Annotated in this window: 18 protein-coding genes; 8 read left to right on the plus strand and 10 right to left on the minus strand. The window is 67.4% G+C overall.

From position 1 onward, the window contains the following. The first annotated feature begins 6 nt into the window (after positions 1-6). A complete protein-coding gene (locus tag UC32_RS00320) occupies positions 7-879 on the plus strand; it encodes a 3-hydroxyacyl-CoA dehydrogenase family protein (protein WP_045729322.1) in 873 nt (290 codons plus the stop codon). Between the two features lie 24 nt (positions 880-903). On the opposite strand, the gene UC32_RS00325 is transcribed toward UC32_RS00320, so the two are convergent. Next, positions 904-1,137, minus strand: coding sequence for a DUF6480 family protein (locus tag UC32_RS00325; protein WP_015938217.1), 234 nt, complete (start codon positions 1,135-1,137; stop codon positions 904-906). 73 nt (positions 1,138-1,210) lie between these two features. Between UC32_RS00325 and UC32_RS00330 the strand changes: the two genes are divergently transcribed. Next, positions 1,211-1,819, plus strand: a complete 609-nt coding sequence (locus tag UC32_RS00330) for a GNAT family N-acetyltransferase (protein ID WP_045729323.1) — start codon at positions 1,211-1,213, stop codon at positions 1,817-1,819. Between the two features lie 14 nt (positions 1,820-1,833). Here the strand turns inward: UC32_RS00330 and UC32_RS00335 are convergent, their stop codons facing one another. Beyond that, complete coding sequence (locus tag UC32_RS00335; RefSeq protein ID WP_045729324.1) at positions 1,834-2,721, minus strand: SGNH/GDSL hydrolase family protein; 888 nt, start codon at positions 2,719-2,721, stop codon at positions 1,834-1,836. Positions 2,722-2,878: 157 nt separating this feature from the next. Here UC32_RS00335 and UC32_RS00340 point away from each other — a divergent pair, with 157 nt between their 5' ends. Then, entirely contained in the window at positions 2,879-3,598 is a 720-nt protein-coding gene (locus UC32_RS00340; protein ID WP_045729325.1) for a tyrosine-protein phosphatase, read from the plus strand. Further along, on the plus strand, positions 3,595-5,727 hold the full coding sequence (locus tag UC32_RS00345; protein WP_045729326.1) for a S1 family peptidase: 2,133 nt from the start codon (positions 3,595-3,597) through the stop codon (positions 5,725-5,727). Before UC32_RS00340 ends, UC32_RS00345 begins: the two co-directional genes overlap by 4 nt. A gap of 66 nt (positions 5,728-5,793) precedes the next feature. Here the strand turns inward: UC32_RS00345 and UC32_RS00350 are convergent, their stop codons facing one another. Continuing rightward, entirely contained in the window at positions 5,794-6,501 is a 708-nt protein-coding gene (locus tag UC32_RS00350; RefSeq protein ID WP_045729327.1) for a DUF4397 domain-containing protein, read from the minus strand. A gap of 105 nt (positions 6,502-6,606) precedes the next feature. Then, positions 6,607-7,038, minus strand: coding sequence for a PaaI family thioesterase (locus tag UC32_RS00355; RefSeq protein ID WP_045729328.1), 432 nt, complete (start codon positions 7,036-7,038; stop codon positions 6,607-6,609). A gap of 126 nt (positions 7,039-7,164) precedes the next feature. Between UC32_RS00355 and paaZ the strand changes: the two genes are divergently transcribed. After that, positions 7,165-9,273, plus strand: a complete 2,109-nt coding sequence (paaZ, locus tag UC32_RS00360; protein ID WP_045729329.1) for a phenylacetic acid degradation bifunctional protein PaaZ — start codon at positions 7,165-7,167, stop codon at positions 9,271-9,273. A gap of 162 nt (positions 9,274-9,435) precedes the next feature. After that, a complete protein-coding gene (locus UC32_RS00365) occupies positions 9,436-9,843 on the plus strand; it encodes a VOC family protein (RefSeq protein WP_045729330.1) in 408 nt (135 codons plus the stop codon). 90 nt (positions 9,844-9,933) lie between these two features. On the opposite strand, the gene UC32_RS00370 is transcribed toward UC32_RS00365, so the two are convergent. The 5 genes from UC32_RS00370 to UC32_RS00390 form a co-directional block, all read right to left on the minus strand. Beyond that, entirely contained in the window at positions 9,934-10,683 is a 750-nt protein-coding gene (locus UC32_RS00370) for a hypothetical protein (RefSeq protein WP_045729331.1), read from the minus strand. A 212-nt stretch (positions 10,684-10,895) separates the two neighbouring features. Then, on the minus strand, positions 10,896-11,201 hold the full coding sequence (locus UC32_RS00375) for a hypothetical protein (RefSeq protein WP_045729332.1): 306 nt from the start codon (positions 11,199-11,201) through the stop codon (positions 10,896-10,898). Positions 11,202-11,317: 116 nt separating this feature from the next. Further along, positions 11,318-11,977, minus strand: a complete 660-nt coding sequence (locus UC32_RS00380) for a TetR/AcrR family transcriptional regulator (protein ID WP_235423541.1) — start codon at positions 11,975-11,977, stop codon at positions 11,318-11,320. Positions 11,978-12,040: 63 nt separating this feature from the next. Then, a complete protein-coding gene (gene paaK / locus UC32_RS00385) occupies positions 12,041-13,411 on the minus strand; it encodes a phenylacetate--CoA ligase PaaK (RefSeq protein ID WP_045729333.1) in 1,371 nt (456 codons plus the stop codon). Between the two features lie 7 nt (positions 13,412-13,418). After that, complete coding sequence (locus tag UC32_RS00390) at positions 13,419-13,889, minus strand: hotdog fold thioesterase (RefSeq protein WP_045729334.1); 471 nt, start codon at positions 13,887-13,889, stop codon at positions 13,419-13,421. Positions 13,890-14,172: 283 nt separating this feature from the next. On the opposite strand from UC32_RS00390, the gene pta reads away from it, so the two are divergent. Beyond that, positions 14,173-16,242: a phosphate acetyltransferase gene (pta, locus tag UC32_RS00395; protein WP_045729335.1), complete on the plus strand. Its 2,070-nt coding sequence runs from the start codon at positions 14,173-14,175 to the stop codon at positions 16,240-16,242. A gap of 66 nt (positions 16,243-16,308) precedes the next feature. On the opposite strand, the gene UC32_RS00400 is transcribed toward pta, so the two are convergent. Beyond that, positions 16,309-16,602, minus strand: a complete 294-nt coding sequence (locus tag UC32_RS00400) for a hypothetical protein (protein ID WP_015938202.1) — start codon at positions 16,600-16,602, stop codon at positions 16,309-16,311. A 152-nt stretch (positions 16,603-16,754) separates the two neighbouring features. Between UC32_RS00400 and UC32_RS00405 the strand changes: the two genes are divergently transcribed. Next, on the plus strand, positions 16,755-17,915 hold the full coding sequence (locus tag UC32_RS00405) for an acetate kinase (RefSeq protein WP_045729336.1): 1,161 nt from the start codon (positions 16,755-16,757) through the stop codon (positions 17,913-17,915). Positions 17,916-17,919 lie beyond the last annotated feature (4 nt).

Here is a 17,919-nt window from a genome sequence, read left to right on the forward strand (position 1 = left end):
AAACCCATGAGCAACTCCGAACTTATTGCCGGCCTGCCCGCCAGGGTGGGTGTCCTGGGCGGTGGCCGCATGGGCGCCGGCATCGCGCACGCATTCCTGATCAAAGGTGTTCACGTCCTGGTGGTGGAGCGTGACGAGCAGTCTGCCGAGGCCGCCCGGGAACGGGTGGAGTCCGCAGCGGCCAAGAGCATCGAGCGCGGCGTCGTGGACGCAAACCTGGATGAGATGGCTTCGCGGCTGACCGTGGGCGTGGATTATGACGCGTTCAAGGACCGCCAGCTGGTGGTCGAGGCCGTGCCGGAGGACTGGGATTTGAAGGTTTCTTCGCTGCGCGGGATCGAGGAGCGGCTGGCTCCGGAGGCGTATCTGGCGTCCAACACGTCCTCGCTCTCCGTGAACGGGCTGGCGAAGGAGCTGCAGCGGCCCGGGAACTTCCTGGGGCTGCACTTCTTCAACCCCGTCCCCGCCTCGACCCTGATCGAAGTGGTGCTCGGCGAACAAACCGCACCGGGACTCGCTGATGCGGCGAAAAGCTGGGTGGCGGCACTGGGGAAGACCGCCGTCGTCGTCAACGATGCTCCCGGGTTTGCGTCGTCACGGCTTGGCGTGGCGATTGCCTTGGAAGCGATGCGGATGGTGGAGGAAGGCGTGGCGTCCGCGGAGGATATCGATAACGCCATGGTCCTGGGTTACAAGCACCCCACGGGTCCGCTGCGCACCACCGACATCGTGGGCCTGGACGTGCGGCTGGGCATCGCCGAGTACCTGCAGTCCACCCTCGGTGACCGGTTCGCCCCGCCGCAGATCCTCCGCGACAAAGTGGCCCGCGGTGAACTCGGCCGCAAGACCGGCAAGGGCTTCTTCGACTGGTCCAGCTAGGACAACCCCGGAGTGGCGTGGCGCCTAGTCGAAGAAGCCGACGATGTAGCCGATGAAATACAGCAGGAACAGCAGCACGCCCGCGCCGATGGCCCCGATCCAGAAAATCTGCTGGCCCCTCCCGGAACCGGGCTGGCGGGGCTCTTGGGTGCCCGCCACCGAGCCTTCCCCGGGCGGGGTTTCGCCCGGGGGAACTCCGCCGCCGGGTTCCAGTCCGGTGATCTTGTCGTCTTCCGGGTCCGGATTGGTTCCTGACACGTTAACTCCCTTGCTCGCGGTCTGGGGCTTTCCCAGCGTAACCGGCCCGGCTGGTTGGTCCTAGGCTGGTGCAGTGACTTTCCTTGAACCCCTTACCCTGACCGGCCGGTACGTAATCCTCGAGCCCCTCGACCCAGCCCACCACGACGGGCTGGTGCGGGCGGCCGAGGACGGCGAGCTGTGGAAACTCTGGTACACCTCCGTGCCGTCTCCAGCCGGGATGGCGGGCGAGATCAGGCGCCGCCTGACGCTACAGGAGCAGGGGTCCATGCTGCCGTTCACCACGCGGCTGATCGACCCGGAGACCGGCGGCCCGGGTCGCATCATCGGCATGACCACCTATATGAATATCGACGCCGGCACTCCCCGCGTGGAGATCGGTTCCACGTGGAATGCGGCGTCAGCGCAGGGGAGCGGAACGAATCCTGACTCCAAGCTCCTGCTGCTGCGGCACGCGTTCGAGACGCTGGGCTGCCCGGCCGTGGAGTTCCGCACGCACTGGCTGAACCACCAGTCCCGCGAGGCCATCGCCCGGCTGGGCGCCAAGCAGGACGGGGTCCTCCGCAGCCACTCCCGGACCAGCGACGGCCTGCTGCGTGACACCGTGGTGTTCTCCATCCTGGAACACGAATGGCCCATGGTCCGCGCCGGGCTCGAATACCGGCTGGACCGGCGCGGGTAGGGAGATGGCTGCGGCTAGGGGCGTGCCAGTTTGTTGAGGTCCACCGCTTCGGACAGCGCGTCGACGTAAGCCTGGTGGCCGGCAGCGGTTGGATGGAAGTTTTGCAGGGAGAAGGGATCTGCCGGGTTGAAGTTGATCCACGGATAGGCGGAGTTAACCGCGTGGTTTTCGAAGGCTTGCGTGACGTCGACATATACCGCTTTGGCCTTCACCCTCGGGGCATCGGTGGCTTGGGCAATGGCGCTGTCAAGGGCCAGCGTGCCTGCGTTGACCAGCTTTTGCGCGTCCCTGCCCAGCAGTGTCTGCCGGCCGTAGGGATCGAACAGGAGCGGATAGCCGAAGACCGCTATGGTGGCGTGCGGAGCAGCCTTGCGAATGGCAGTCAGGGCTTCCACCAGGCTGGCCTGCATGGCGGGGAACTTGGCCTTGACTGCCTGTACTGCCTGCGCACAGACGTCGAGCGGTGATCCTGCACAGGCTTTCAGCGGCATGGTGAAGTCAATGTCGTTCGCACCCGCGGTCACGGTGACCAGTTCGGTCCGGACAGAGAGTGTGCCGGACGCCGTCAGGGCGGCAATCTGCTCCAGCACGCTGGGTGCAGTGTCGGCCGGTTTGTCAATGATGACCGCCCCCGCGCATGCTGCGTTCGTGCTGCTGTCGTCCACCATGGGCAGGGCTTTAAGCAGGGTCACGTACCCGCCGTTGGTCTGGGTGCAGGACGAAAGTGTGGTGTACCCGGCTCCGATACCGGCCGTGTACGAGTCGCCCACCGCCACAAGGTCCACATCCTTGTCCGGCGGCGCCGCTCCGGCGGGAAGGGCCGTGGAACCAAGTGCCATGGCCAGGGCGGCGAGGCTGGCCGCGAAAGCAGTGCGCCGCCGTCGTAATGCTGTAGTGCCCATCGCAGATCTCCCTTGAACATGCCCCGGAGCGGGGACAGACACATGTGAGGCTACGCCAGGCCAAGGTCCGTTTCATCCGTGCCCGGTACCCACCTTTCGCAGTTCCCGTACCTGTTTGTGACATGCGGGGTTCACAGGCTTGTGGTTAGCTGTGCGGATGAAGAAAGCTGGCGGACCCATGGACTGGGATGGTGCTGTCAATGCGTGGCATGTTGCCGGCGGCGTGTACCGCATGGGCCGGCGGGAATGGCTCACGGAAGACGGCTGGCGGCAGGCCTACGACGACGGCGTCCGTACGGTGGTGGATCTCCGTAACGCGGCAGAAGCCCGGCGCCGGGACACCGATCCTGTGGTTCCGGCGGCTGCGCTGCAGGGCCTGGCTGTGGTGTCGGCTCCTACAGAGGAGGCCAATCACGAGCAGTTTGCCGCGCTGACCGGCCCCTACCTGAACGACCCCGCTTACTACGCGGACAACGCCCGGCTGTTCCCGGACAGGATCGTGGGAGTCTTCCGCGCCCTCGCAGTCGCCGCAGGCCGGGGGAGCGTGGTGCTGCACTGCGCTGCCGGCCGCGACCGCAGCGGCCTGGTGGCCGCCATGGTGCAGGACCTTGCGGGGGACTCGGACCACCAGATCGCCGAAGGCTACCGGCGCGCAGCACGCGGCATCAACGAGCGGTACCGGACCCATGGGCCGCCGCACAGCCGGGAACGCTACCTTGCCGACGACGAACTGGCGCCGCTGCTGGATCAGCGCGGGAAAGCGGTGGTGGACTTCGTCCGGACCCTGGACACCCGTGGCTACCTCCTGAAGAACGGACTCAGCGACGCCGAACTCGACGCAGTGCTGTCCCTGTGTGGAGCGGGTGTGGCCCGATGACCCCGGCGTCAGTGCGCAGGTACCTCTCCCTGGGTGCCGTTGCAGGCATCCTGGCGTCCTCGGCCTACATGGCTGCGCCAGCCTGGGCTGCCGATGGTCAGGCCGCAGCCACCGACTCAACGGAGGTGCCCGCCGGTACTTCTGGGGGTGGACAACCAACCGCTGGAACACAGGGCTCCGGCCTGTCGGAGGAAGCCCTCGACGACGCCGTCCAGCGGGACCTCGGACTCACCCCTGGGCAGTTCGCCGCTGCCGGTGAGCTCGGCGCCCAGGCGGCAGCCGCGGCAGCCCAGTTGCGTGACGTCCCCGGTTACGCCGGGATCCGGCTGGACGACGGTCACGTGGTGGTCACCGGATCCGGTCCGGATTTCCTCGCCAAAGTCGCAGCGCTGGCCGGCACACTTCCGGACCTCGCCGTGGAAGCCCCGCAGGCCCGGCGTGCCAACGGAGGCGCAGAACCGTCCGGCGGGCTAGCTGATGGCTCGCAGCTGGCGGTCAGCACCGAGCAGCTCTTTCAGGCGTACGTGCGCGACGTCGGTCCCGAAGGCCTGCAGGCAATCATGGCCGCGGACGGGAAGTTCGTCATCCGCACCGGGGCGCTGAACGTACCCGAGGCAGCGGGACCGTCCGGTGCTGTGGTGGTTGAGGCAACAACCGCCGAAGCAGCAACCGCGCCGGGAACGACGCCGGCCGGCGGCTCCGGGAGGGTCTCGCCGGCTGATTTCGTGGCCCGGTACGCCAACGTGGAGCTCGACGGTGCCGCTCCCCTCAGGTCCGAAGCCGATGTACCCGGCGGCGTGGGCTACATCGCCGATACCGGCTGGATCTGCTCCACCGGGTTCTCCGCCTTCGACCCCGCCGGACTGCCTGCCGTCCTCAGCGCAGGGCACTGCGCCTCGGACGGGCAGGCGGCAACGGCAACCCTGGAGTTCCAGTTCGTCCGGAAGGACCAGCTGGGCGACTTCGGGTTCAGCCAGTTCGGCGGACCCGGAAACTCCCGGATTATCGAGAACCCCGTGGACCCCGACAAACCCGGAAACGTGGGCACGGACATCTCGGTGATCCACAACATCCCGAAGGGCCTGGATCCGCTGCCCGCCGCCAGTACCTGGGGCGATCCTTCGCAGCCAGGCCCGGACGTGAAGATCATCGGCACCGCCGCTCCTGTTCTGGGCATGCCCATCTGCCGCTCCGGCCGGACCTCGGCCTGGTCCTGCGGCACAGTGGACGCCGTGGGAATCTTCGTGGTGCCCGGCCCGGACTTCGCAGCAGACCCCACAGACCTCCGCGCCTTCCGCGGATTCCTCTCCTACGGTGTCCAATCCAGCGGCGGCGACTCCGGAGGCCCCTACGTCAGCGGCAACTACGCCGTGGGAACGCACGCCGCCGGTGACGCGCCCCCCGCGCCAGGGGAGCCGGCTCCCGAAAACTTCGCCGTGGGGGCCACCCTCTCGGAAAGCCTGGCCGTCCTCCCCGGCTACCAGCTGGAACTGTTCCTCAACAAGCCGGCCGTCAGCTCGCCCGCCCCTGGCGGAACCTACGAACCAGGGCAGGCCATCAACGGCAACGTCCCGGCAGCCCCGGCCTCCGCCGTCGCCGCAGGCTCCACGGTCAGGATCACGGTTGAGGGCGAGGACCCGGTGGAGGCTCCGGTGGACGCCGCGGGCAACTGGAGCTTCACCGCACCGGAAAGCAACGGCGCCCTCCGCTTCACGGCCGAGACAGCTAACGGCTTCAGCACATCGGGCGCCGCTGAGTTTGAGTTCGCCAAGGCAACCGCTCAGCCGCCTGCGCCGGAGCAGCCTGCCCCCGGCAACCCGGGTCCCGTTGTTCCTGCCCCCGAACCGCCCGCACCGGAACAACCCAATCCAGTGCCCGCGGACCCGGCAGCCGTTCCAGCCGCTCCCGCTGACCCCGCCCCGGCTGTGCCAGCCCCCGCGGCGCCGCAGCCGCCCGCGGCAGCCGGCATCGTCGTCGTACCTTTCGATGCCGGTCCGGGCCCGGCCGACCTGGCGAACACCGGAGCCTCGGGGCTGGTTCCCGCAGCCCTCGCAGCGGCCGCGGTGCTCGCCGTCGGGGTCATACTGACAGTCCTGGTGCGCCGCAGGGGCCGGCGTCCGGCCAAATAAACAGCGGAAGGGCGGGATGCGTAAAGCACCCCGCCCTTCCGGCATAGATAGCGGTTTGGCTGGCGGTCAGTGGCGGCCGTGCCACCGCTTTTCGCCGTCAACCACCTGCACCGCCACGCCCAGGGTGCCGTCAGCCAGGCTTCCCCACGCATAGACGATGGTGTTCTTCCCGCCCTCGACGGTGACGTCCGCCGGGCCGATCACGGGATCGGTGGTGCCGGCCGCAGCCACCGAAGCCGAGTAGGTGCCAGCCTTGAGCTTCAGCGTGGCCTCGTCAGGATTGCTCAGGCCTTCGACGATTGCTTTCCCGCCGGCCAGGACGTCGACGGCGGGAGCTGCCGCTACGTGCCGGACCGTCAGTTTGCCCTTGCGGTCGTTGCGGGGAGCCCTGGTGTCGTTGTCGAAGAGCGTAGCGGTGGGGGCACCATCGGCACTGAGGTGGGCAACGGCGGTGTAGTTGCCGCCTTCTTCGAGCTCCACGTCCACAGGCCCGATGACAGGATTGTCGGCACTGGTGGCGTCGGCGGCGGTGATGGCGATCTGGTAGTCGCCGGCGGCCAGTTCCAGCGGCCCTGCCAGGGTGCCGGGCTTGAAGTCATCCAGCGTGAGGGCCCCGTTAACCCACACATCCACGGTCAGGCCGGGAACGCCGTGCAGGACGGACAGCTGGGCGGGATCGTCGTCATGGTGCCATCCGCCGGCATTGGCGGGGGCGGCAAAGGCCAGCGAAGCGGCAAGTGAAAGTGCTCCGGCGGCGTAACCCATTTTGCGCATGTCAAACTCCTTGATGGATGCCCGGTGGCCGGGCTGTTTGTACTTACGCGGTTAATACCTCGGGAACGGCGTTCTTGGATGCAGGGCCGGGAACATTCTTGTGGCCTAGTGTTTGTGCTTCCTCAGCAGGTTGGTGATGCGCAGGGTGCAGAGCCGCTGGCCGGCCTCGTTGGTGATGAGGACTTCATGCGTGGTCAGTGTGCCGCCCAGGTGGATGGGCGTAGCCGTGATGGTGATCTGGCCTTCCCGGGCCGAGCGGTGGTGCGTCGCGGAGACGTCCACGCCCACCGCCGTCTTGCCCATGGTGCTGGCGTGGATCACCGCCGCCCAGGACCCTACGGCTTCGCCCACCGCCAGCGAAGCGCCACCGTGCAGCAGGCCGAAGGACTGCCGGTTCCCTTCCACGGGCATGGTGGCGACTACCCGCTCCACGGACTCCTCCAGGATCTTCACCCCCATCTTCTCGTCGAGCTCACCGAGGGTGATCTTCCACAGTTCATGCTCTGTGGGGGAGTGGTGCGGGGCGGCGTCGCTCATGTGCTCTCCTAGTGCGCAGCGGGGACATTCCTGTATGGTACTTATATTACCGAACGGACGGTCAGTAATCATTGCTGTATCCACTGCCCGTTTGTCTGCCCCTTTTGTTGGAAGGACCCGTCAACGATGACCACCACTGCCACAGCGCCCCACGCCACGCTCGATACCGTGGAGACGGTGCCCAGCTTCATTATGGACTCCTGGTGGACGCCCGAAACCGGCGCCGCCGCTGCCACTCCGGTGCGCGACGCCAGCACGGGCGAGCTCCTGGCGAAAGTGAGCACCGAGGGGCTGGACCTGGCGGCGGCTGTGGAATTCGGCCGGACCACCGGGCAGGCCGAGCTGGGCAAGCTGACCTTCCACCAGCGCGCCCTCAAGCTCAAGGAACTGGCGCAGTACCTGAACGCCCGGCGCGAACACTTCTACGGCTTCTCCTACCAGACCGGCGCCACCAAGATCGATTCCATGGTGGACATCGACGGCGGCATCGGCGTCCTCTTCACCTTCGGGTCCAAGGGCCGGCGTGAACTGCCCAACTCGCAGGTGGTGGTGGACGGCCCCATGGAGGTGCTGTCCAAGGACGGTTCCTTCGCCGGCGAACACATCTACACCCGCATCCCCGGTGTCGCGGTACAGATCAACGCCTTCAACTTCCCGGTCTGGGGCATGCTGGAAAAGTTCGCCCCCGCGTTCATTGCCGGCGTCCCCACCATCGTCAAGCCCGCCACCCCCACCGGCTACGTTGCCGCCGCCGTGGTGAAGGCCATTGTGGAGTCCAACATCCTCCCCAAGGGATCGCTGCAGCTGGTCTCCGGTTCGGTCCGCGGACTGCTGGACGTGCTGGACTACCGGGACCTCGTGTCCTTCACCGGGTCCGCCGCCACCGCCAAGTCCCTGAAGGCGCACCCGAACGTGGTGGAGGGCGGCGTCCGGTTCACCTCCGAAACCGACTCCCTCAACGCCGCCATCCTGGGCCCGGACGCCGTGGAGGGCACCCCGGAATTCGAAGCCTTCGTCAAGTCCGTGGTCACCGAGATGACCGTCAAGGCGGGCCAGAAGTGCACCGCCATCCGCCGCGCCATCGTGCCGCAGGAGCTTGTGCCCGCGGTTTCTGCCGCGATCGGCAGGCGCATCCAGGAGCGCGTAGTGGTGGGCGATCCGCGCGCCGAGGGCGTCACCATGGGTGCGCTGGCGTCGGTGGAACAGCTGGAGGACGTCCGGGCCGCCGTGCAGTCCATGCTCGACGCCGGCGGCGAGCTCGCGTACGGAACCCTCGATTCGCCGTCGGTCACCTCCGCCGACGGAACCACCGGCGTGGTGGACGCCGGCGCATTCATGGCACCTGTGGTCCTGACCTGGGACAACCCGGAAGCTGAGGCCATCCACTCGCTCGAGGCGTTCGGGCCTGTGTCGTCCGTGATTGGCTACAAGGACCTGGCCGATGCCGTCCGCCTCGCCGCCCGTGGCGGCGGCTCGCTGGTAGCGTCGGTCTGCACCAACGATCCCGACGTGGCGCGTGAACTGGTCACCGGCATCGCCGCGCACCACGGCCGCGTCCTCATGCTGAACCGCGAGGACGCCCGCACCTCAACCGGCCACGGCTCACCTGTTCCGCACCTGGTGCACGGCGGCCCGGGCCGTGCCGGCGGCGGCGAGGAACTCGGCGGAATCCGCTCCGTCCTGCACCACATGCAGCGCACCGCCATCCAGGGCTCACCCAACATGCTCACCGCCGTCACCGACGTCTGGCACACCGGGGCGGACCGCAACTTCACCGTCGACACCGAAGGAACCCACCCGTTCCGGAAGCACCTGTCCACCCTGCGCATCGGCGATGCCGTCCGCTCGGACCTGCGGCAGGTCTCCCTGGAGGACATCACGGCGTTCGCCAACACCACCGGCGACACCTTCTACGCCCACACCAACCAGGAGGCCGCCGAGGCCAACCCGTTCTTCCCGGGCATCGTGGCGCACGGCTACCTCCTGCTGGCCTGGGGCGCAGGCCTGTTCGTTGAACCCGCGCCGGGCCCCGTCCTGGCCAACTACGGGCTGGAGAACCTGCGTTTCATCACTCCTGTGGCCGCCGGCGACTCCATCCGGGTGACCCTCACCGCGAAGAAGATCACGCCGCGGGAAACTGACGAATACGGCGAGGTGGCCTGGGACGCCGTCCTGACCAACCAGGACGACGAGACCGTGGCCACCTACGACGTCCTCACCCTCGTCGAGAAGTAGCCGCCTCCCAAACCCCGCACGTCCTCGTTGCCCTATCACTTTTGGTCCCTAAACCGCGGGTTTAGGGACCAAAAGTGATAGGGCAACAGGGGTGTGGGATTAATGGGGGAGGGTGTTTCGCGGCTCGCCGGCGTAAGATTCTGCCTCGTAGGAGGTGGCCACATGACCCTCAAAATGAGCACAGCCACAACCATCCTGCCGGTCGATGACGCATCGCGCGCCCGCAGTTTCTACACCGGGAAACTCGGACTTCCGCACCGCGGCATGACAGACGATGGAAGCGAATTACTCGGCACCGACGGCGGCCCGATGCTGCAGCTGATGCCGGTTTCGGACGGCAAGCATTCCGAGCACACGGCTTTGAGCTTCGAGGTGACTGACATCGAACGGACCGTCCGCGACATGGAAGCCATGGGCGTGCGGTTCCAGGATTACGACCTGCCCAACCTTCGGACCGAAAACCACATCTGCACCACCGACTCGGAAAAGTGCGCGTGGTTCATGGACACCGAGCACAACATCCTCTGCGTCCACGAGCGGCTGACCGGCCAGCCGGAGTACCAGGTCTAGGAAGCGTTAACAGCAGCAGGGACGCTCCGGTCGGATCGGGGCGCCCCTGCGTTTGTTTTTGCCAAGCCCGATGGCGGGCCGGGCTGGTCCCTACTTGGACCAGACGATCGGGTTCTTGCGGTACGGGTTGTCGCTGGAGCTTGCGTAACTGAAACCAGAATCGGCGTAGTCAGCGGAGACGATCTCGTCGCCGGCGGGGGCGAGGAAGACCTGGCAGGAGATCATGGTGCTGCCCACCTTGTAGCTCAGGTTGTCACTCGAACCGGTGGTCTCAAACCGCTTGGTGGGGCACTGGTCCAGGGAGCCGAGAATGATCAGCTTCTGGGCATCCGTCCCATCCTTCAGCTGGGCGTTCAGGCGGGGCTCGCTGATGCCTGCGGAGGGCTTGCTCAGGCTGTCCAGGGTGTGTTCGGTGAAGACGTAGTAGGGCGTCTGTCCGGCGAACTTCGCGGCGTCCTTCAGTGCGGCGAGATCGGCCTCGGTTCCCGCGGTGATCTTCGTGACGCTGGTGGTGTAGGTGGCTTCGGTGTACTTGGCGTCAGCCGGATCCTTACCCGTGTTGGTGTGGGTGACTGCCTTTTCGCCCAGGCCGAGCTTTGTCCCGGGAGCTGTCAGCTCCTTGGCCGTTCCGGAGGCGCCGGCCGGGGCGGCAGCAGAAGCGCTTGCTGACGCGCTGGCGGAGCTGCTGGGTGACGCCGAAGCAGCTGTGGCCGCCTCGGTTGACGGCTGGGTTTCTGAAGCCGCAGGCGCCTCCGCGGCACAGGCGGACAGGCCGAGGCCCAGGACGGCGGCGACGCCGAGGGCAATAAATGGGCGCGAAGAAGTGTGGTTCCGGATCATGGTTTCCCCCTGAAGATGTGATGCGAACACGGTAACTATAACGTATGGATTTATTGCACCGTAAGCGTGCTGGGCAGTTTCAGCGATGCTCGGTGGATTGGTTCAATTCTAAGGCGCAGCAGAAAGCCCCGCGATGGGCAGTGCTGCCCATCGCGGGGCCTTGTGGCTACGCTGCGCGCGCTCCGTGCAGGGCTGCGCCGGTTACGTGTCCGTCAGGACTCGGCGCCGCCGTGCAGCCCGTCGTCGCTGCTGTCATCCTCGCGCCCCGTGCCCTTGCCGGCTTCGCTGCGGTCGGAGAGGTCCATGTTGCCGCGGGCTTCGTCCATGGTGGGGCCGCCGGCGGGGACGCTGTAGGTGTCCGGCCGGATGCCGTGGGCCTGCTCCTCGATCAGTGCCTGCTCCTCGCTGAAGCGGATGGCGTTGGCCTCGTCGCCGGCGTCGCCGGGGATGTCTTCCCGGAGCTTCGACGGATCCGGAACGATGAATCCTGCGTCGGGCTCTTCCTTGTGGGTGCTCATCTTCCCTACCTCCCTGTAATCAGTGGCTTTCTACCACCGTAGCCGTCAAGCGGAGAAAATACCAAGCACCCTTATTACTTGCTGGGGTGCGTCAGGGCGGGGCGATGACCGTCGTGTCAGGCGGTGGGGGAGGCGTGCCCGTGCAGGCCGTCGAACGCCATGGTGATGACGTCGTCGGCGAGTCTCTGGGGCGAGAGGGAACCGCCCGGCTTGTACCACTCCACGATGGAGTTGATCATGCCGAACAGAAGGCGGGTAACCGTGCGCGGGTCAATGTCCTGGCGCAGCGATCCCTCATCGCGGGCGGCGGAAATCAGCGCGGCAACCTTGTGGTCGAATGTTCGGCGGCGTTCCAGTGCGTCCCGCTCGATCTCCGTGTTGCCCCGCAGCCGGAGCAGCAGCGTGACGAACGGCAGGCGCTCCACGAGGACCGCCACGGTGCGCCGCAGCACGAACTCCAGCCGGGCATCGGCAGCCCCTGAAGTTGCCTCGGGCTGTTCGAGAATGGACTCCAGCCCGCCCAGTGCGTGGTCCAGGGCGAGCTTGAGCAGGTCGCCCTTGGACGGCACATGGTGGTAGATGGCCGACTTGGAGATGCCCAGGTTGTCAGCGAGGATCCCCATGGAGGTCGCATCGTAGCCATGGCGGTTGAAGACGTCGACGGCGATGCGCAGCACGGATTGCTGGTCGTAGCCGGGGCGGCCGCGCTTGGCCGCGCCGTTGGCTGACGTGCCGTTGGCGGCTGCGCCGCTGGTGCTGGTGGTCTGGCTGGGCATAGTGGCTAGTTTCTCATGAACGGTCGGTCGGCCCGGACCGGAGCCCGGACCTGCCGGCTCCGTCTAACCCTTGGGCCGCATGTCGTAGATGCGGCGGAGCTTGCCGTTGGAACGCTCAAGCGACCCGGGATCCACCACGTCCACCGTGCACGAAGAACCCACGTGGATCTTGATCTGTTCCTTCAAGGCGCGTGCCGCCGTCGTGCTCTGCTCAATGGTGACGGCGTCCCGCCGTTCGATCCGGACGGTCAGCTGGTCCATCCGCTGCCCTTCCGGGCGGGTGAGCTCGAGCTGGAAGTGCGGGCTGAGCTCGGGGATGCGGAGGGCGATTTCCTCGATCTGGGACGGGAAGAGGTTCACGCCGCGGAGGATGATCATGTCGTCGCTGCGGCCGGTGATGCGGCCCATCCGGCGGTGCGCCGGGCGGGCGGTGCCGGGCAGGAGCCGGGTGAGGTCCTTGGTGCGGTAGCGGATGATCGGCAGGGCTTCCTTGGTGAGCGAGGTGAAGACGAGTTCGCCGTGCTCGCCGTCGCGCAGGACATTTTCCTTGCCCGCCAGCGGGTTGAAGGGGTCGATGATTTCCGGGCGGAAATGGTCCTCCCAGATGTGGCTGCCGTCCTGCGTCTCCACGGCCTCGCCGGCCACGCCCGGGCCCATCACCTCGGACAGGCCGTAGATGTCGCAGGCCTTGATGTTCATCATGACCTCAAGTTCGTGCCGCATTTCCTGGGTCCACGGCTCGGCGCCGAGTACGGCGAACTTCAGCGACGTGGAGGCGGGGTCGATGCCCATGTGCGCCATGGCGTCGGCGATGGTGAGCAGGTAGGTGGGCGTAGCCAGGATGGCGTCCGGCTTGAAGTCCTGGATGAGCTGGATCTGGCGTTCGGTCTGGCCGCCGGACATCGGGATGACGGTGCAGCCCAGGGCTTCGGCGCCGGCATGCGCGCCCAGTCCGCCGGTGAACAGGCCGTAGCCGTAGGCGTTGTGGACCTTCATGCCGGGGCGGATGCCGGAGGCGCGGAAGCTGCGGGCAACGAGCTTGGCCCAGTCGGCCAGGTCCTGCTTGGTGTAGCCGACGACGGTGGGGCGGCCGGTGGTGCCCGAGCTGGCGTGGATGCGGGCTACTTCGCTTTGCGGCACGGCGAACATGCCGAACGGGTATTCGGCGCGGAGGTCGTCCTTGGTGGTGAAGGGGAAGTTGCCGAGGTCGGCCAGCTCGCGGAGGTCGTTCGGGTGGATGCCGGCCTCGTCGAACTTGCGCTTGTATAGCGGCACGCGCTCGTAGGCGTAGGAGACGGTGTGCTGGAGGCGGCTGAGCTGGAGCGCCTCGAGTTCGTCGCGGGAGATGGTTTCCTCGCGGTCCAGGACGGCATCGGTGCCGGTGGCTGCGGTGTCCACGGCGGCGGCAGGGGATTCGGGGGCATGCAGGGTCATGGTTTTCCTACTTCTTGGGGATGGTGCGGCTGCGTCCGCGGAACTCGGCGATGAGCTCGCCCGGGGTGCTGGTGGCGGGGTCCGCGCCGGGGGTGTGGGCGTCGGTGGCGAAGATCTGGATGTCGTAGAGGCCGCTGCGGCCGGCGCTGGAACGGCGGTCTGCCACGGCGGTGAGGACCTGGCCGCGGAAGGCCGGCTTGAGGAAATTGATATCGACGCCGGAGGCAACGGTGATGGTGTTTTCCTCGCCGGGCGCGGGGCTGATCGGGTTGCACGCGAGGGCGAAGGCGGTGTCGCCGAAGGCGAAGATCATTCCACCGTGGGCCATGCCGAAGCCGTTGAGCATTTCCTGCCGGAGCGTCATCCGGATGGTGGCGTGGCCGTCGCTGAGCGCCAGGACCTCGATGCCCATCCACTCGGAGGCGTAGTCGTTTTCCAGGATGGGGTGGGTGGCCCCGGAGAGTGTTGCTTCAGCCATGCGTCATTGCCTCCAGCTTTATTTACCGAATGTTCATTAGGTAATCCCATAAGGGGGTCCGGTGTCAAGGGTGGGGCCGCCCGGCCCGGGCCTTCCCGCCCAGTTGCTCGGCCGCTCCGGGCGCCTAAGCGGGGGACACGCCGTCGTCCGCGGCGCGCCGCTCGGTGGGAGGGAAAGCAACCGGGCTGGAACGCACGACGGCGGCGCTCACCTTTGTTCTTTGGGGCGCCGGAGGTGCAAGGATGGGAGGACCGGCACCAGCAAGAACAGCAAAGGGCGGACCATGGCCAAAGGCATCTACGTCAGCGCAACCACCCCGGGCTCGGGCAAGTCCCTTGTGGCACTCGGCCTGGCGGACACCCTGCACCGGCACGCGGACCGGATCGGCTTCTTCAAGCCAGTGGTCCAGGGCCCGGCGGCCAGCGAGGATCCCATGGTCACGCTGATGAAATCCCGGTTCGCCCTTGAGGATGAACGCTGCCGCGGCGGCCTCACCTTCGAGGAAGTCCGGACGCTGCTGGCCGAGGGGCAGCGCGAGGAGATCGACGCCCGCTGCGTGGAAATCTTCGCCGACATTGCCCGGCACTGCGACGTGGTGATCGTGGAGGGGACGGACCTCACGGGCCAGGACGCCGCCGTCGAATTCGACCTCAACGCGCGCCTGGCCAACAACCTCGCTGCCCCCATCGTTGCCGTGGTGGGCGCCAAGGGAAGGACCGTCGCGGAGGCTGCTGCCGCCGTCGAGGTTGCCCGCAAGGAACTCGCCGCGGAGAAATGCTCGCTCCTGGCCATCTTGGTCAACCGGGCGGACCCGGACGACCTCGACGCCATCGCCGCCGCCATCAAGCCGGGGGCCTCCAAGCGTCCCGTCTACGTCCTGCCGGAGCTGGAGGAGATCGCCCGGCCCACCACCGGTGAGGTGGCCGCCGCACTGGGCGTCCGGCAGATCGCCGGCCGGGCGGACATGGAACGCGACGTCAAGGACATCAAGGTCGCCGCCATGAACGTGGGCAACTTCCTCAACGTGCTGGACGAGGGCGCCCTGGTGATCGTTCCGGGGGACCGGGCGGATGTGATGGTGGCCTGCCTGGCGTCGTCGTTCTCGCCGGAGTTTCCGGTGGCCTCAGCCCTCATCCTCACCGGCGGCCTGGCCCCGGACGCCAACATCTACCCGCTCCTGGCCCAGGCACCCTTCCCCGTTTTTGCCGCCGGTGCGGACACCTACACCACCGCCCGGCGTGTGTCCGAGGTCCGCAGCGAGATCTGGTCCGGGCACCGCCGCAAGGTGGCCTCGGCATTGGGCCTGTGGTCCCGGCGCGTGGACGAAGCCGAGCTGGTGGAGCGGCTGCACCTGCCCCGGCCCGAACGGATGACGCCGCTGCGCTTCCTGCACGACCTGATCGAACGTGCCCGCGCCCAGCGCCGCCACGTGGTCCTGCCGGAGGGCACGGACGTCCGCATCCTGCGCGCCGCCGAGATCCTGCACCGCCGCGACGTCTGCGACCTCACGGTCCTCGGCCCGGAATCAGACGTCCGGGAGCTGGCGGCTTCCCGCGGGATCGACCTCACCGGCATCAACATCGTGGACCCGGCAACCTCCGAGCTGCGGCAGCAGTTCGCCGAAAAGTACGCCGAACTCCGCGCGCACAAGGGCGTTGACCTGGCCAAGGCGCTCGAAATCATGCAGGACGTCAGCTACTTCGGCACCATGATGGTCCAGCTGGGCGTGGTGGACGGCATGGTGTCCGGTGCCGCGCACACCACCGCCCACACCATCCGGCCGGCCCTGGAATTCGTGAAGACCCGGGAGGGCGTGAAGATCGTCTCCTCGGTGTTCCTGATGCTCATGCCGGACCGGGTGCTGGTCTACGGCGACTGCGCCGTCAACCCGGACCCCAACGTGGAGCAGCTGGCGGACATCGCGCTTGCGTCGGCGGAGACGGCAGCACAGTTCGGGGTGGAGCCCAGGGTGGCCATGCTGTCCTACTCCACCGGCGGGTCCGGTTCAGGCGAGGCCGTGGACGAGGTGCGGCAGGCCACCGAGCTGGTGCGGGAGCGCCGGCCGGACCTCGCCGTCGAAGGGCCCATCCAGTACGACGCCGCTGTGGACGCCTCAATCGCCGAGTCCAAGATGCCCGGCTCGTCCGTGGCGGGGCAGGCGACCGTTTTCATCTTCCCGGACCTGAACACCGGCAACAACACGTACAAGGCCGTTCAGCAGAGCTCCGGGGCTGTCGCCGTCGGGCCTGTCCTGCAGGGCCTGCGGAAGCCGGTCAACGACCTCTCCCGCGGCTGCACGGTGGAGGACATCGTCAATACGGTGGCCATCACGGCCATCCAGGCGCAGGCCTGACGGTGGTTGAGCTTGTCGAAACCGCGTTCCAAGGGTTTCGACAGGCTCAACCATCGGCAATGGTGCCTAGCTGTTGTCCGGCTTGGCGAGGCTGTCGCTGTCCTCTTCCTTGGCCGGCTCATCGGAGAGCCCCTGCGGGGTCAGGTCCAGGCCTTCGCGGTCCTCGGGCGCTTCGGGGGCGTCGCCGGTTTCGGAAGCCTTCAGGCCGCCCGTGTCATCCAGTGCCGGGTTGGCGCCTTCCACCCCGGTGGGGTCCTTGGAACCGGAGCCTGAGCCCTGGTCGGAGCCAAGCGGCGCGGTGCTGCTGGATCCGGTGTTGGTGGGATCGTTCTCTTCGCTCGGAGTGGGGTCGTTCGTCATTGGGGAAGTCCTCTCGACGTGGTCCAGCCTGTCCGCCGACCATAGGCACAGCCGGGGTCCAGGCGCAAGGAACCCGGCAGCGGCAAACCGCTGTCAGTGCCGCCACCTATAGTGGGGGTTGAACTGCAGAAGCAAGCCCCAGGAGGCCCCGCATGCTCGTGCTCGTCATCAACTCCGGTTCGTCCTCGCTCAAATACCAGGTGCGCGATGTGGCCGCCGGGACGGTGCTGACCGAGGGGCTGATCGAGAAGATCGGCATGGGCAATGGCGGTGACGGTGACGGTGAAATCGTGGGCCCGAGGGACCACGCGGAGGCGTTGGAACAGGTGGAAGCTGCCATCCATGACGAGCTGGGCGACCTGGAGCTCGGCGCCGTGGGTCACCGGGTGGTGCATGGCGGGGAGCGGTTCGCCGAACCGGTGCTGATCGATAACGAGATCACCCGCGCCATCGAGCGCCTCAACCCGCTGGCACCCCTGCACAACCCCGCCAACGTCCTGGGCATCCGCGCCATCACCAGAAAATGGCCGGACATGCCGCAGGTGGCCGTGTTCGACACCGCCTTCCACCGGACGCTTCCCGAACACGCCTGGCGGTACGCCGTCCCGGACGAGCTCTACACCAACCACGGCATCCGCCGGTATGGCTTCCACGGCACCTCGCACGAGTACGTTGCACGCCGCGCCGCCGCGCTGCTGGACCTGCCCGTGGAGGAGTTCGACGCCGTCATCGCCCACCTGGGCAACGGCGCCTCCGTCACGGCCATCCAGGGCGGCCGCTCGGTGGATACGTCCATGGGCTTCACCCCGCTCGAGGGCCTGGTGATGGGCACGCGTTCCGGCGACCTGGACCCGTCCATCCTGGTGTTCCTGGGCCGTGCCGGCTGGACCCCCGAAGACCTGGATTCCATGCTCAACCGGGAGTCCGGGCTCAAGGGCCTGGCCGGCAACAACGACATGCGCTCGGTGGTGGAGGCCTCCGAGGACGGCGATGCCAAAGCCACCATGGCGCTCGCCGTCACCTCCTACCGGCTGGCCAAGTACGTCGGCGGCTACCACGTGGCCGTTGGCGGGGCCAAGGCGCTGGTGTTCACAGCGGGCATCGGCGAGAATTCCCACCAGTTCCGCGCGCTGGTGGCCGATCGCCTGGGCGCGCTGGGCATCGAGGTCGACGCCGGCCTGAATGCTGCCCGGTCCAAGGAACCGCGCATCATTTCCACGCCGCAGTCCGCCATCCCCGTCCTGGTGGTTCCCACCGACGAGGAACGCGCCATCGCGGAGGCCACGGCCGCCGTCGCAGGTGCCGGCCGGTAACCGC

The sequence above is a fragment of the Pseudarthrobacter chlorophenolicus genome, assembly GCF_000962805.1.
Lineage (GTDB): Bacteria > Actinomycetota > Actinomycetes > Actinomycetales > Micrococcaceae > Arthrobacter > Arthrobacter chlorophenolicus_A.

Coding starts and splice junctions, on each gene's coding strand:
- UC32_RS00320 (WP_045729322.1), top strand. CDS start 7: ATGAGCAACTCCGAACTTATTGCCGGCCTGCCCGCCAGGGTGGGTGTC.
- UC32_RS00335 (WP_045729324.1), bottom strand. CDS start 2,721: ATGGGCACTACAGCATTACGACGGCGGCGCACTGCTTTCGCGGCCAGC.
- UC32_RS00340 (WP_045729325.1), top strand. CDS start 2,879: ATGAAGAAAGCTGGCGGACCCATGGACTGGGATGGTGCTGTCAATGCG.
- UC32_RS00345 (WP_045729326.1), top strand. CDS start 3,595: ATGACCCCGGCGTCAGTGCGCAGGTACCTCTCCCTGGGTGCCGTTGCA.
- UC32_RS00350 (WP_045729327.1), bottom strand. CDS start 6,501: ATGCGCAAAATGGGTTACGCCGCCGGAGCACTTTCACTTGCCGCTTCG.
- UC32_RS00355 (WP_045729328.1), bottom strand. CDS start 7,038: ATGAGCGACGCCGCCCCGCACCACTCCCCCACAGAGCATGAACTGTGG.
- paaZ (WP_045729329.1), top strand. CDS start 7,165: ATGACCACCACTGCCACAGCGCCCCACGCCACGCTCGATACCGTGGAG.
- UC32_RS00365 (WP_045729330.1), top strand. CDS start 9,436: ATGACCCTCAAAATGAGCACAGCCACAACCATCCTGCCGGTCGATGAC.
- UC32_RS00370 (WP_045729331.1), bottom strand. CDS start 10,683: ATGATCCGGAACCACACTTCTTCGCGCCCATTTATTGCCCTCGGCGTC.
- UC32_RS00375 (WP_045729332.1), bottom strand. CDS start 11,201: ATGAGCACCCACAAGGAAGAGCCCGACGCAGGATTCATCGTTCCGGAT.
- UC32_RS00380 (WP_235423541.1), bottom strand. CDS start 11,977: ATGCCCAGCCAGACCACCAGCACCAGCGGCGCAGCCGCCAACGGCACG.
- paaK (WP_045729333.1), bottom strand. CDS start 13,411: ATGACCCTGCATGCCCCCGAATCCCCTGCCGCCGCCGTGGACACCGCA.
- UC32_RS00390 (WP_045729334.1), bottom strand. CDS start 13,889: ATGGCTGAAGCAACACTCTCCGGGGCCACCCACCCCATCCTGGAAAAC.
- pta (WP_045729335.1), top strand. CDS start 14,173: ATGGCCAAAGGCATCTACGTCAGCGCAACCACCCCGGGCTCGGGCAAG.
- UC32_RS00400 (WP_015938202.1), bottom strand. CDS start 16,602: ATGACGAACGACCCCACTCCGAGCGAAGAGAACGATCCCACCAACACC.
- UC32_RS00405 (WP_045729336.1), top strand. CDS start 16,755: ATGCTCGTGCTCGTCATCAACTCCGGTTCGTCCTCGCTCAAATACCAG.